Source organism: Streptomyces sp. NPDC030245, assembly GCF_055572995.1.
In genome coordinates this window covers 47,648-60,317 of sequence record NZ_JBVICF010000003.1, presented here as the reverse complement: position 1 = coordinate 60,317, position 12,670 = coordinate 47,648, and the positions used below count along the sequence as shown (strand labels likewise).

Annotated in this window: 11 protein-coding genes; 3 read left to right on the top strand and 8 right to left on the bottom strand. The window is 71.0% G+C overall.

Features of this window, described 5'->3' with window-relative positions; genetic code table 11:
* The first annotated feature begins 62 nt into the window (after positions 1-62).
* The gene (locus ACZ4Z4_RS08935) at positions 63-1,274 is read left to right on the top strand and encodes a trypsin-like serine peptidase (RefSeq protein WP_468324327.1); all 1,212 of its coding nucleotides are present in this window, start codon (positions 63-65) and stop codon (positions 1,272-1,274) included.
* Positions 1,275-1,385: 111 nt separating this feature from the next.
* Here ACZ4Z4_RS08935 and hflX read toward each other — a convergent pair whose 3' ends face one another.
* The 6 genes from hflX to miaA all read right to left on the bottom strand — a co-directional run bounded on the left by hflX (position 1,386) and on the right by miaA (position 9,411).
* On the bottom strand, positions 1,386-2,876 hold the full coding sequence (gene hflX, locus ACZ4Z4_RS08930) for a GTPase HflX (protein ID WP_468324324.1): 1,491 nt from the start codon (positions 2,874-2,876) through the stop codon (positions 1,386-1,388).
* Positions 2,877-3,070: 194 nt separating this feature from the next.
* Complete coding sequence (locus ACZ4Z4_RS08925; protein ID WP_468324321.1) at positions 3,071-4,555, bottom strand: M1 family metallopeptidase; 1,485 nt, start codon at positions 4,553-4,555, stop codon at positions 3,071-3,073.
* A 111-nt stretch (positions 4,556-4,666) separates the two neighbouring features.
* A complete protein-coding gene (locus ACZ4Z4_RS08920; RefSeq protein ID WP_468324318.1) occupies positions 4,667-6,808 on the bottom strand; it encodes a RelA/SpoT family protein in 2,142 nt (713 codons plus the stop codon).
* 142 nt (positions 6,809-6,950) lie between these two features.
* A complete protein-coding gene (gene dapF, locus ACZ4Z4_RS08915; protein ID WP_468324315.1) occupies positions 6,951-7,829 on the bottom strand; it encodes a diaminopimelate epimerase in 879 nt (292 codons plus the stop codon).
* Between the two features lie 74 nt (positions 7,830-7,903).
* Positions 7,904-8,365 carry a hypothetical protein gene (locus tag ACZ4Z4_RS08910; RefSeq protein ID WP_468325723.1) on the bottom strand — a complete coding sequence of 154 codons (462 nt, stop codon included), beginning with the start codon at positions 8,363-8,365 and terminating at the stop codon, positions 7,904-7,906.
* A gap of 107 nt (positions 8,366-8,472) precedes the next feature.
* Positions 8,473-9,411 carry a tRNA (adenosine(37)-N6)-dimethylallyltransferase MiaA gene (gene miaA / locus ACZ4Z4_RS08905; RefSeq protein WP_468324312.1) on the bottom strand — a complete coding sequence of 313 codons (939 nt, stop codon included), beginning with the start codon at positions 9,409-9,411 and terminating at the stop codon, positions 8,473-8,475.
* Positions 9,412-9,593: 182 nt separating this feature from the next.
* Here miaA and ACZ4Z4_RS08900 point away from each other — a divergent pair, with 182 nt between their 5' ends.
* On the top strand, positions 9,594-9,884 hold the full coding sequence (locus tag ACZ4Z4_RS08900; RefSeq protein WP_468324309.1) for a hypothetical protein: 291 nt from the start codon (positions 9,594-9,596) through the stop codon (positions 9,882-9,884).
* A gap of 25 nt (positions 9,885-9,909) precedes the next feature.
* A complete protein-coding gene (locus tag ACZ4Z4_RS08895; protein WP_468324306.1) occupies positions 9,910-10,185 on the top strand; it encodes an antitoxin in 276 nt (91 codons plus the stop codon).
* 169 nt (positions 10,186-10,354) lie between these two features.
* Here the strand turns inward: ACZ4Z4_RS08895 and ACZ4Z4_RS08890 are convergent, their stop codons facing one another.
* Both ACZ4Z4_RS08890 and miaB read right to left on the bottom strand, forming a co-directional pair.
* Positions 10,355-11,083 (bottom strand): class III extradiol dioxygenase subunit B-like domain-containing protein, encoded by a 729-nt coding sequence (locus ACZ4Z4_RS08890; RefSeq protein WP_468324304.1) that lies wholly within the window; start codon positions 11,081-11,083, stop codon positions 10,355-10,357.
* Between the two features lie 72 nt (positions 11,084-11,155).
* Positions 11,156-12,646, bottom strand: a complete 1,491-nt coding sequence (miaB, locus tag ACZ4Z4_RS08885; protein ID WP_468324302.1) for a tRNA (N6-isopentenyl adenosine(37)-C2)-methylthiotransferase MiaB — start codon at positions 12,644-12,646, stop codon at positions 11,156-11,158.
* Positions 12,647-12,670 lie beyond the last annotated feature (24 nt).

Sequence of the window (12,670 nt, the reverse complement as noted above, 5' to 3'; positions counted from 1 at the left end):
CGACGCATGACAAGTACATGGCAATTACGGCATTCACACGTTTCAACGGGGGTACCAGCACCATGCGTTCCACTCGTGCGCCGTTCGTGCGCAGCCGCGCACGGCGGGTCGCGCTCGCCGCCACCGGGCTCGCGGCGACCTTGACGCTCACCGCGACGGCCTGCGGCCCGAGCGACGACAAGGCGAGCGACAAGCCGGGCACCGCCACGTCCCAGGGAGCCGACGGCTCCGACTCCGGTTCCGACACCAGGCTTCCCGACGGCCTCGCCGACAAGCTCAAGGACAACGGGATCGACCTGGACGACTGGAAGAACGGCGCCTGGAAGAACTGGGACAAGGACGACTGGGTGCGCGAGGCCAAGGACTTCGCCAACCCGGTCATCGAAGGGCTCTGGAAGCCCGAGCGGATGCAGAAGGCGAAGGACCCGAACAAGACGATCGCCGCGAAGGACGCGACCGCAGGTCAGGGCGCGAGCGACCCCGAGCCGACGCCGGTCCGGGCCAAGCCCGAGAAGACGCCGTACCACAAGAACGCCGCTCCGGTCGGCAAGATCTTCTTCGACTCCCCCGAGGGGTCGATGGTCTGCTCCGGCACGGTCGTGAAGGACCCGCGCAACCCCGGCAAGTCCAACCTCGTGTGGACCGCGGGCCACTGCGTGCACGCCGGTCAGAACGGCGGCTGGTACCGCAACATCGCCTTCGTGCCGTCCTACAACGACCTGGGCAAGTCCGAGACCCAGCTGCGCAACGCGGCCCCGCAGGAGATCGCCCCCTACGGCCAGTACTGGGCGGACTGGGTCTCGACCTCGAACGAGTGGATAAACGACGGGGGCCCGACGGGCGGCGCCGGTGCGACGTACGACTACGCCGTCATGCACGTGAAGCCGGAGCAGGGCGGCAAGTCCCTGGAGGAGACCGTCGGCAACGCGCTCGATGTCGACTTCTCGACCCCGGCCGCGCAGAGCGTGAGCTCGATGGGCGCCTGGGGCTACCCCGCCGCCCCGCCGTACAACGGCCTGCTCATGCACAAGTGCGCCGACAAGCCGGGCCGGCTCTCGCTGTCGCCCTCCCTGCCGACGATGTACCGCATCGGCTGCACCATGACCGGCGGTTCGTCCGGCGGCGGCTGGTTCCGGATGGTGGGCGGCAAGACGAAGCTCGTGTCGAACACCTCGATCGGCCCGGCCGAGAACACCTGGCTGGCCGGTCCGCAGCTCGGCAGGGGCGCCGAGCAGGTCTACGACATGATGAGCAAGAAGTACGGCGCTCAGTGACCGCACGCCGGACCTGCGCATCTACGCGGGTACGCATGTGACACGGCGAAGGCCCGCCCCCTGCGAGAGGGAGCGGGCCTTCGTCACGTGCTACCGCGTGAGGCGCTCGGCTCAGTGCTTGGCCAGCGCGTACGGAGCGAGCTCCGCCGCGAGCTCCTCGTGCACCTGCGCCTTGAGCAGCGTGCCCTCACCGGTGTGCTCCTCGGAGAGCACCTCGCCCTCGGCGTGCACCCGCGAGACGAGCTGGCCGTGCGTGTACGGAACGAGGGCCTCGATGTCGACCTCCGGCCGCGGCAGTTCGGTGTCGATGAGCGCGAGCAGCTCGTCGATTCCGGCGCCGGACCGCGCGGAGACCGCGATCGCATGCTTCTCGTTGCGCAGCAGGCGCTGGAGGACCAGCGGGTCCGCCGCGTCCGCCTTGTTGATCACCACGATCTCCGGCACGTCGGTGGCGCCCACGTCGCGGATCACCTCGCGCACCGCGGCGAGCTGCTCCTCCGGCACCGGATGCGAACCGTCCACCACGTGCAGGATCAGGTCCGAGTCGCCGACCTCCTCCATCGTGGAGCGGAAGGCCTCCACGAGGTGGTGCGGCAGGTGCCGGACGAACCCGACGGTGTCCGCCAGGGTGTAGACCCGGCCGCTCGGCGTCTCGGCCCGGCGCACGGTGGGGTCGAGGGTGGCGAACAGCGCGTTCTCCACCAGGACGCCCGCGCCGGTGAGGCGGTTGAGCAGCGAGGACTTGCCCGCGTTCGTATATCCGGCGATGGCTACCGAAGGCACCTTGTTGCGTCGGCGCTCCTGCCGCTTGATGTCGCGGCCCGTCTTCATCTCCGCGATCTCCCGGCGCATCTTCGCCATCTTCTCGCGGATCCGTCGCCGGTCCGTCTCGATCTTGGTCTCACCGGGGCCGCGGGTGGCCATGCCGCCACCACCGCCGCCACCCATCTGACGGGAGAGCGACTGACCCCAGCCTCGGAGCCTCGGCAGCATGTACTGCATCTGCGCGAGGGCGACCTGCGCCTTGCCCTCTCGGGACTTGGCGTGCTGGGCGAAGATGTCGAGGATCAGGGCGGTCCTGTCGACCACCTTGACCTTGACGACGTCTTCGAGGTGGATCAGCTGGCCGGGGCTCAGTTCACCGTCGCAGACGACGGTGTCGGCTCCGGTCTCGAGCACGATGTCGCGCAGCTCCAAGGCCTTGCCGGAGCCGATGTACGTCGCCGGGTCGGGCTTGTCGCGGCGCTGGACGACGCCGTCGAGCACGAGCGCACCCGCCGTCTCGGCGAGAGCGGCCAGCTCGGCGAGGGAGTTCTCCGCATCCTGGACCGTTCCCGAAGTCCACACTCCGACGAGCACCACTCGCTCCAGGCGGAGCTGTCGGTACTCGACTTCGGTGACGTCCTCGAGCTCGGTGGAGAGGCCCGCGACGCGGCGCAGAGCCGCGCGCTCGGAGCGGTCGAGCTGCTCGCCGTCCCGCTCTCCGTCGATCTCGTGGCTCCAGGCGACGTCCTCTTCCATCAGGGCATCGGCCCGAAGACCTTCGGGGTAGTTCTGCGCGAAGCTCTGTGCGTCCTGGGAAGGGGAAGAAGAGGAGGTCATTTGGTCCTTACGTCGATTCGTCGATGGAAAAGGCGACGGATGCGGGATCCGTCACAGTCGACAACGCCCGGCGTCCTCCGGAGATTCCCGGAACCGGCCGATCGTGCCCTGAGATGTCCCCGAGGGGATGTCCCTGACGGGCGTGCCGTCGACCCGATGATGGTTGCACGGCACGGCCCGTCTCGTCATCCGGGTTATTTCCCGGTTTTCCACTCCGGATGCCCCGGCATCGGCGGCGTCTTCTTCCCGTACAGCCAGCCGTCGAAGAAGCCGCCGAGATCACGCCCGGCCACCTGGGAGGCGAGCCGCACGAAGTCGGCGGTCTCGGCGTTGCCGTCGCGGTGGATGCGGACCCACTCCCGCTCCACGCGGTCGAAGGCCTCCTGCCCGATCTCCTGGCGCAGGGCGTAGAGCACCAGGGCACTGCCGTCGTAGACGACGGGACGGAAAAGGCTGATCTTCTGTCCGGGCGCGGGCGCCTTCGGCCTGGCCGGGGGCCCGCCGGCCGCGCGCCACCCGTCCGACTGGCGGTAGGCGTTCCGCATCCTGTCGGCCAGCGGCCGAGCCGCCTTCTCCTCGGCGTGCAGAGCCTCGTACCAGGTGGCGTGGCCTTCGTTGAGCCAGAGGTCCGACCACGACTTCGGGCTGACACTGTCGCCGAACCACTGGTGTGCCAGCTCGTGCACCATGATCGCGTCGACGTACCACTCCGGGTACTCGGGGCGGGTGAAGATGTCTCTCTCGAAGAGAGAGAGTGTCTGCGTCTCCAGTTCGAAGCCGGTCCTCGCCCGGGCGACCAGGATGCCGTACACCTCGAAGGGGTAGCGGCCGACCTTCTGCTCCATCCAGCCGATCTGGCCGGGTGTCTTCTTCAGCCAGCGCTCCAGGACCTTGCGGTCCTTGGTGGGCACCACGTCGCGTACCGGAAGGCCGTGCGGCCCCTTGCGGTGCACCACGGTGGAACGGCCGATCGACACCTGGGCCAGCTCGGTCGCCATGGGGTGGTGGGAGCGGTACGCCCAGGTGGTGGCGGCGCCGTTCCGGGCCGTGCCGGCCGGCAGGCCGTTGGCGACGGCGGTGAGCCCCTTGGGCGCGGTGATACGGAAGGTGAATCGCGCCTTGTCCGCGGGATGGTCGTTGCAGGGGAAGACCCGGTGGGCGGCGTCCGCCTGGTTGGCCATGGCCAGACCGTCGCCGGTGCGCAGCCAGCCGCCCTCGGTGCCCTTCGCGGGCACCGGGTCACTGGTGTGCTGGACGGTGATGAGCATCCGGTCGCCAGGGCCGACCGCCGCGGACGGCGTCACGACCAGGTCCTCGCCGCTGCTCTCGAAGCGTGCGCGCTCGCCGTTCATCTCGACGGAGCGCACGGTGCCGTGCGCGAAGTCGAGGTTCACGCGCTCCAGGTGGTCGGTCGCGCGGGCGTAGATCTTGGTGACGGCGTCCAGTGGCTTGCGGTTGTCACCGTGGTAGGTGAAGGCGATGTCGTACGTCTCGACGTCGTATCCGGGGTTGCCCAGGTGCGGGAAGAGCCGGTCGCCGATGCCGAGCGGAGTGGCCGGTGACGGTGCGCCGGCCGCGAGGAGCGCGGTGGAGGCGGCCGCGGCGACCAGGGCGGCGGCCATGCGGGGCGTGCGGAGGGCCTTCGGCCCGGAGGCCGTGGTCCGAGGGGTGAGCAGCATGCAACACCGCTATCAGCGCGCGTCTTGTCAGCACGTGACGGCGCGCGTCGAGCCACTCGAACGAGTCGCCCGGCGCGCCTCCGACCAGGGCAGAGCGCGAGGGCGGTCTCTTCAGTGAGCGGCGGTCGCCGGATGCTGGGCGCGGCTCACGTCGTACACCCCGGGGACCGCGCGCATCGCGCGCATCAGGCCCGGCAGGTGCGCGGCGTCGGGGAGTTGCAGCGTGTACGTGTGGCGCACGCGCTGTTGGGTCGGCGGCTCCACGGTCGCCGAGACGATCGCCACTCCTTCGAGGGCGATGGCTTCGGTGAGGTCGGCGAGCAGGTGCGCACGGCCGAACGATTCGGCGATCAGGGTGACGCGGCACTCGGCGGTGTCCCCCCAGCGCACGCCGACCTCCGCGCGCCCCGCTTCCTTCATGCGCTCCACTCCGGGGCAGCCGATGCGGTGGACGGTCACGACGCCCCCGCGGACGGCGAAGGCGGTGATGTCGTCGGGCGGCACCGGCGTACAACAGCCGGCGAGGCGCACGCTCGCGCCCTCGCGGTCCACGACGGCGTTCGCGGCGGGCCGCAGCACTCCGGCGGGCTCGGGTTTGGGCACCGGCGCCGGGGCCTGCTGGGGCGGCCGCTGCGCGGAGGGTGTCGGCACGGGCGCGGGCGCCGGGTGTGTGGTGAGCCAGCGCCTGATGGCGATCCGTGCGGCGGGTGTGCGCGCGTGGTCCAGCCACTCGCTCGAGGGCCCGGAGGTGAGGTCCTGGCCCATGAGCAGCTGCACGGTGTCGCCGTCGCGCAGGACCGTGCTGAGCGTCGCCAGCCTGCCGTTGACCCGGGCGCCGATGCAGGCGTGCGCGTCCTCGCCGTACTGGGCGTAGGCGGCGTCCACGCAGCTGGCGCCCGCGGGCAGGCCGAGTGTGCCGCCGTCGGGCCGGAAGACGGCGATCTCGCGGTCCTGGGCGAGGTCCTCGCGCAGCGTCGACCAGAACGTGTCGGGGTCGGGGGCGGCCTGCTGCCAGTCGAGGAGCCGGGAGAGCCAGCCGGGCCGCGTGGGGTCCACGCGCTCGTCGTCGACGCCGTCGGACGGCTCCTCCGAAGGAGGAGCGTAGGGATTGCGCAGGGCGACGACGCCCGCTTCGGCGACCTGGTGCATCTGATGGGTGCGGATGAGGACTTCGGCGACCTCGCCGTCGGCGCGGGTCACGGCCGTGTGCAGCGATTGGTAGAGGTTGAACTTCGGTACGGCGATGAAGTCCTTGAACTCCGAGACGACCGGCGTGAAGCAGGTGTGCAGCTCTCCCAGGACTCCGTAGCAGTCGGCGTCCTCGTTCACGAGGACGAGGAGGCGGCCGAAGTCGCAGGCGCGCAGTTCGCCGCGCTTGCGGTGCACGCGGTGCACGGAGACGGAGTGCCGGGGCCTGATGAGCACTTCGGCCGTGATCCCCGCGTCGCGCAGCACGCCGCGCACCTCGCCCGCGATGTCCCCGAGAGGGTCGTCCGCGCTCGCCTCATTGGCGGCGATCATGGCCTTGACCTGCTCGCACTCCTCCGGATGGAGGATGGCGAAGACGAGGTCCTCCAGCTCCGTCTTGAGCGCCTGCACACCGAGGCGCTCGGCGAGCGGGATGAGCACGTCCCGGGTGACCTTGGCGATGCGGGCCTGTTTCTCGGGGCGCATGACACCGAGGGTGCGCATGTTGTGCAGGCGGTCGGCGAGCTTGATCGACATGACGCGTACGTCGTTGCCGGTGGCGACGAGCATCTTGCGGAACGTCTCGGGCTCCGCCGCCGCTCCGTAGTCGACCTTCTCCAGCTTCGTGACGCCGTCGACCAGATAGCAGACGTCGTCGCCGAACTCGGCGCGCACTTGGTCGAGTGTGACGTCCGTGTCCTCGACCGTGTCGTGGAGCAGGGACGCGGTCAGGGTCGTGATCTCCGCGCCGAGCTGGGCGAGGATCAGGGTCACCGCGAGCGGGTGGGTGATGTACGGCTCACCGCTCTTGCGGGTCTGGCCGCGGTGCGAGGACTCGGCGAGGACGTACGCGCGGCGGAGGGGCTCCAGGTCCGCGTCCGGGTAGTGGCCCCGGTGGGCCTCCGCCACGTGGCCGATCGCGTCGGGGAGACGGTCCCGGGTGCCGGATCCGAGGAGAGCGGCACGGCCGAGCCTGCGCAGGTCGAGACGGGCGCGGCCGCGCCTGCGCTGGGCCCCGGACGCGACGGGGCCGGGCGTGGCCGGATTCGTGGCCTCCGCACTCATGAGCACCTCCGGCTGCTTCGACCGGCGGTGATCGGACGGTGGCGTACTCCGTCCGGGCCGGTGCTTGATGCTACCGAGCCCATCACGCGGTGCTGACCGCCTCTCGCCGAGCGTGAAACGGATCACCCATTCGAGCGACACTTCATGAGGTTGCCGTTTCGATCCATGCGGGCATGATCTCGCCCTCGGCGACGATCACGGCGCCGCCCGTCATCTCGATCTCGCCGTCGGGCCGCTCGGTGATCACCAGCCGGCCGCCGGGCAGGTCGACGGTGTACGTGACCGGGGCGCCGGTCACGGCCGGGTCCAGGCCGTCCTTGCGGGCCGCCGCGACGGCCACGGCGCAGGCGCCCGTGCCGCAGGAGCGGGTCTCTCCCGCGCCGCGCTCGTGCACGCGCATGGCGACGTGGCGCGGACCGCGGGGGACGACGAATTCCACGTTCGCCCCGTGCGGGTAGGCGGAGGCGGGGCTGAGGGGCGGCGGGTCGTAGAGGTTTCCCGCTTCGGAGAGGTCGTCGATGAAGGCGACCGCGTGCGGGTTGCCCATGTTCACGTTGAGCGCGGACCAGCGGTGGTCGCCGGCCGCGACGGTGACGTCCCCTTCGGGGAGCAGCGCCTTGCCCATCCCGACGGTGATGTCTCCGCCGGACTCGGCCTTGGCGATGTGCACGGTCTTCACGCCGCCGCGGGTGGCCACTGCCAGGTCGCCCTCGCCGACGTGACCCGCGTGCTGAAGGTACCGGGCGAAGACGCGCACTCCATTGCCGCACATCTCGGCGACCGACCCGTCGCCGTTGCGGTAGTCCATGAACCATTCGGCGCGGTCCGCCATGTGGCGCGCCTCGGGGTGGGCGGCGGAGCGCACGACGTGCAGAAGGCCGTCCCCACCGATGCCCGCACGACGGTCGCAGAGGGCGGCCACAGCGGTCGGGGGCAGGTCGATGGCGTTGTCGGGGTCGGGGATGATCACGAAGTCGTTCTCGGTCCCGTGCCCCTTGAGGAAGGCGATCCGCGTGCTCATTCCTCGATCGTACGGGGTGGGTACGACAACCCGGTCACGCGGTGCCGTGCGGGCGGGGCCCGCACGGCACGGTCTCAGCGGAGTCTGGCCACCCGCCACACGGCGAGGACCACGGCGCCCAGGAACAGCACGGCGTACCCGGAGACGACCCGCCAGTCCGGGCGGCGCCCGGAGCCGCGCTCGGGCAGTCCGGGCCAGGTGTGCCCCACGCGGCGGGCGGCCATCATGCCCCAGCCCGCGGCGCAGCAGCTGAGCAGCAGCCCGAGCATGGCGACGACGGCGCCGCCGTCGCCGAACTCGAAGGCGAGCGGGAACGCGAACATCAGGGATCCGACCGCGGCCAGGATCACGATGGGTGCGAGCTGCCAGACGCGCAGCCGGGGCTGCGGACGCAGCTCGACCTCGACCTCGGGCTCCTGGGACATCGCGTCCGGGTCGGGGCCGTCGTCCGTCACGCTGTCCCGGGTCTCGTCGGGACCGTCGGGACTCAGCTGCTCCCCGCCGTCATGTGCGGTGTCACGAGGGCCGGCCTCCATCGCCACGCGCCCTCCCACTTCGGACTTCACCGGTCGATCGATGGTCGATGATGGCACGGCGTCAGGTGCCGGGATGACCGCCGGAGCGTCCCGATGCCATCACGTGATCAGGCTGTGACCGGTCGTTCGACCAACGCCAGTGCGCGGGCCGGGAGTTCCTCGTGGTCGGCCACCGCCCCACTGAGCCAGTGCACCCGCGGGTCGCGGCGGAACCACGAGTCCTGACGGCGCGCGAAGCGCTTGGTGGCGCGGACCGTTTCGGCGCGCGCCTCGTCCTCCGTGCACTCTCCCGCGAGCGCCGCGAGCACCTGCTGGTAGCCGAGCGCCCGGGACGCCGTACGCCCTTCCCGCAGCCCCTCTGCCTCCAGCGCGCGCACCTCGTCGACGAGGCCCCGGTCCCACATGCGGTCCACGCGCGTGGCGATGCGTTCGTCGAGTTCGGGGCGTGCCACGTCGACGCCGATCTGGACGGTGTCGTAGACGGAGTCGTGGCCGGGGAGGTTGGCGGTGAAGGGCTTGCCCGTGATCTCGATGACCTCCAGGGCGCGGACGATCCGGCGGCCGTTGCTGGGCAGGATCGCCCGGCCCGCCTCCGGGTCGGCGGCGGCGAGGCGGGCGTGCAGGGCTCCGGAGCCGCGCAGCGTGAGCTCCTCCTCCAGGCGGGCCCGCACGGCGGGGTCGGTGCCGGGGAACTCCAGGTGGTCCACCGCTCCCCTGACGTAGAGGCCGGAGCCGCCGACGAGGATCGGCCAGCGGCCCTCGGCGAGGAGACGGTCGATCTCGGCGCGTGCCAGCTTCTGGTACTCGGCGACGCTGGCCGCCTCCGTGACGTCCCAGATGTCGAGGAGGTGGTGGGGCACACCGCCGCGCTCGTCGGGCGTCAGTTTGGCGGTACCGATATCCATCCCTCGGTAGAGCTGCATCGAGTCGGCGTTGACGATTTCGCCGCCGAGACGCTGGGCGAGGAAAACGCCCAGATCGGACTTTCCGGCCGCGGTCGGACCGACGACGGCGATGACCCGCGGGGCGGGGGCTGCACTACTCACCGCTCCAGTCTCGCAAACCCCGCACCCCCTTCCCGAACGAGCGACGTGACGGCACGGCTCCGGGGTCGTTGCCTGTTGCGAGGTTCCGGCCGCCGGTTTCGAGGACCGATCACCCGGGCGACGCAATGAGACGCACCGGGCGGGGCGGGATTTCGCCCACACGAGTAACGTATGGAGTAGATATGGGCGTTTTTTCACGGTTCCGTCGGAAGGCCAAGGACGGCGCGGAGGCCTCGACGGCCGATGCGGCTTCCGACACGCTGACGGCCGAGCCGGAGGCGGCCGCGGAGCCCGCCAAGGCCGAAGCCGATGCGAAGCCCGCCGCCGAGGCCGACAAGGACGCCGAGGGCGTTACCCAGGGCACGTCCGACGAGGCCGCCGAAGGGGCCGAGGCGGACGGCGTGGACATCCCGAAGCAGCAGTCCGCGGAGAAGGCCGCCGACAACGAGGCCGGTGAGGGCGCCCGGAAGTAGCTCCCCGGCGAGGGAAGGTGGACCCATGGGCTTCCTGGACCAACTGAAAGCCAAGCTCGCCCCTGCCAAGGACAAGGTCTCGCACCTCGCGCAGCAGCACGGGGACAAGATCGACCAGGGCCTCGACAAGGCCGCGAAAGTGGTCGACGAGAGGACCAAGGGCAAGTACAGCGACAAGATCCGGACGGGCGCGGAGAAGGCCAAGGACGCGGTCGACCGTCTCGCCGAGCCGGACCAGGGCAAGGACGCGGGCGGCGGCACCACCCCGCCGACGCCTCCATCGCCTCCTCCGGCTTCCTGAACCGCAGCGGCGGACGGCCGCGGAGCACTCCGCTTCGCGGCCGCCTCCGCACGTCCTGACGCCTCCGTAAGAGGCCCCCGCGCGATCGCGCCGGTGACTAGGGCGCGCGTGGCTCCTTGTCGCGCTCAGGTGCGGCGAGGCGCTCCTGGAAGCGCCCCCGGAAGCCTCGCTACGACCAGGCGGCCACCATGTACCCCACGCCGTACGGCGCGTCCTCGTAGAGCAGTTCGCCGCTCAGCGACGCGCCGTCCGCCGCACCGGCGAGCACCTGCCACGAGGCGCGGCCCGCCGCCTTCAGCTCCGCCGCGAGACCCACGTCCAGCGCCTTCAGCGCCGCGATGTCGGCCGCGCCGAGCGCGCGCCCCACCTCCGCGTCGAAGCCGGCCGCACGCTCGTCGAGGTACCCCGGCGCCTTCAGGGTGCGGCACACGCTCGCGTCGCCCATCACGAGCAGTGCCACCCGGTCCGCCCCGGCCCCGAGCTCTTCTCCGAGTTGGATACACCGCTCGGCGGCAAGTGCTTCCCGCACGCCGAGACCTTCCATCGGAGCGGTCGACCAACGCGTGCGTTCGAGCAGCCAGCCGGCGACGGCGAGCGACGTCGGAAGCTCACGCCGCACGGCTTCGTCGTCCGGTGTGTACTGGGGCGCCGGTCCGAGACGTACATCGACGTCCACACCGAACCCCCGGAAGGACCCGCGCGCGCCCTGCGGGTACGGGCCGCGCCCGTTCTGCCCGGCCGGGCCGACCACGAGGAGCCGGTCGGGCCGCGCGGCGGCGAGCACTCCGACGGCGTCCGAGCACGCCGCGCGCGCGGCGTCCAGTTCGGGGGCGGCGCCCGCGGCGACCTCGGGGACGAGCAGCGGCGGAGAAGGGCAGACGGCTGCGGCGACAAGCATGATCCGCAGAGTAACGCGCCCTATGAGGAGATCTCTCCCGAGTCCGACCTCAGACCCACGACTACGGAGTGGTCAGTCGCAGCCGCAGCCACTGCCCGTCGCGACCGGAAGCGGCGCGGGAGCGCCGATCTTCGGCAGTCCCAGCATCACACCGGCGGGCTTCGCGGCCGCCTCGGCGTTCCGCTTCGCCCAGGCGTCGCCCGCGCGCGTGGGACGCACGTTCAGCACGGCGCCCTCGGCCAGCAGGTGGTGCGGTGCGGCGTAGGTGATCTCGACGGTCACGACGTCACCGGGGCGCACTTCGGTGTCCGGCTTCGTGAAGTGGACCAGGCGGTTGTCGGGGGCGCGGCCGGACAGGCGGTGCGTGGCGCCGTCCTTGCGGCCCTCACCCTCGGCGACCATCAGGTCCAGGGTGCGGCCGACCTGCTTCTTGTTCTCCTCCCAGGAGATCTCCTCCTGGAGGGCCACCAGACGCTCGTAACGCGACTGGACGACCTCCTTGGGGATCTGGCCGTCCATGGTCGCCGCCGGGGTCCCGGGGCGCTTGGAGTACTGGAAGGTGAAGGCGCTCCCGAAGCGGGCCTCACGGACCACGTGCATCGTCTGCTCGAAGTCCTCCTCGGTCTCGCCGGGGAAGCCCACGATGATGTCGGTGGAGATCGCCGCGTCCGGCATGGCGGCGCGGACCTTCTCGATGATGCCCAGGAAGCGGTCCTGCCGGTACGAGCGGCGCATCGACTTGAGGATCCGGTCCGAGCCGGACTGAAGCGGCATGTGGAGCTGCGGCATCACGTTCGGCGTCTCGGCCATGGCGGCGATCACGTCGTCCGTGAAGTCGCGCGGGTGCGGGGAGGTGAAGCGGACGCGCTCCAGGCCCTCGATCTTCCCGCAGGCGCGCAGCAGCTTGCTGAAGGCCTCGCGGTCGCCGATGTCCGAGCCGTACGCGTTCACGTTCTGCCCGAGGAGGGTGATCTCGGAGACGCCCTCGGCGACGAGCGCCTCGATCTCGGCGAGGATGTCGCCGGTCCTGCGGTCCTTCTCCTTGCCGCGCAGGGCGGGCACGATGCAGAAGGTGCAGGTGTTGTTGCAGCCGACGGAGATGGAGACCCAGGCCGCGTACGCGCTCTCGCGGCGGGTCGGCAGCGTCGAAGGGAAGGCTTCGAGCGACTCGGCGATCTCGACCTGCGCCTCTTCCTGGACGCGGGCGCGCTCCAGGAGGACCGGCAGCTTGCCGATGTTGTGCGTGCCGAAGACGACGTCGACCCAGGGCGCCCGCTTGACGATGGTGTCGCGGTCCTTCTGGGCGAGGCAGCCGCCGACGGCGATCTGCATGCCCGGACGCTTGGTCTTCATCGGCGCCAGGCGGCCGAGATTGCCGTACAGACGGTTGTCGGCGTTCTCGCGCACAGCGCACGTGTTGAAGACGACGACGTCGGCGTCGCCGTCCGCCCCTTCGGGCGCACGCTCGTAGCCGGCGTCCTCCAAAAGGCCCGACAGCCGCTCGGAGTCATGGACGTTCATCTGGCACCCGTAGGTGCGCACCTCGTAAGTCTTCGCGCTCATCTCGTCCCCCAGGGTACGGGGTCG

Coding starts and splice junctions, on each gene's coding strand:
- dapF (WP_468324315.1), bottom strand. CDS start 7,829: ATGAGCACGCGGATCGCCTTCCTCAAGGGGCACGGGACCGAGAACGAC.
- ACZ4Z4_RS08935 (WP_468324327.1), top strand. CDS start 63: ATGCGTTCCACTCGTGCGCCGTTCGTGCGCAGCCGCGCACGGCGGGTC.
- miaB (WP_468324302.1), bottom strand. CDS start 12,646: ATGAGCGCGAAGACTTACGAGGTGCGCACCTACGGGTGCCAGATGAAC.
- ACZ4Z4_RS08920 (WP_468324318.1), bottom strand. CDS start 6,808: ATGAGTGCGGAGGCCACGAATCCGGCCACGCCCGGCCCCGTCGCGTCC.
- ACZ4Z4_RS08925 (WP_468324321.1), bottom strand. CDS start 4,555: ATGCTGCTCACCCCTCGGACCACGGCCTCCGGGCCGAAGGCCCTCCGC.
- ACZ4Z4_RS08900 (WP_468324309.1), top strand. CDS start 9,594: ATGGGCGTTTTTTCACGGTTCCGTCGGAAGGCCAAGGACGGCGCGGAG.
- ACZ4Z4_RS08890 (WP_468324304.1), bottom strand. CDS start 11,083: ATGCTTGTCGCCGCAGCCGTCTGCCCTTCTCCGCCGCTGCTCGTCCCC.
- hflX (WP_468324324.1), bottom strand. CDS start 2,876: ATGACCTCCTCTTCTTCCCCTTCCCAGGACGCACAGAGCTTCGCGCAG.
- ACZ4Z4_RS08910 (WP_468325723.1), bottom strand. CDS start 8,365: ATGGAGGCCGGCCCTCGTGACACCGCACATGACGGCGGGGAGCAGCTG.
- ACZ4Z4_RS08895 (WP_468324306.1), top strand. CDS start 9,910: ATGGGCTTCCTGGACCAACTGAAAGCCAAGCTCGCCCCTGCCAAGGAC.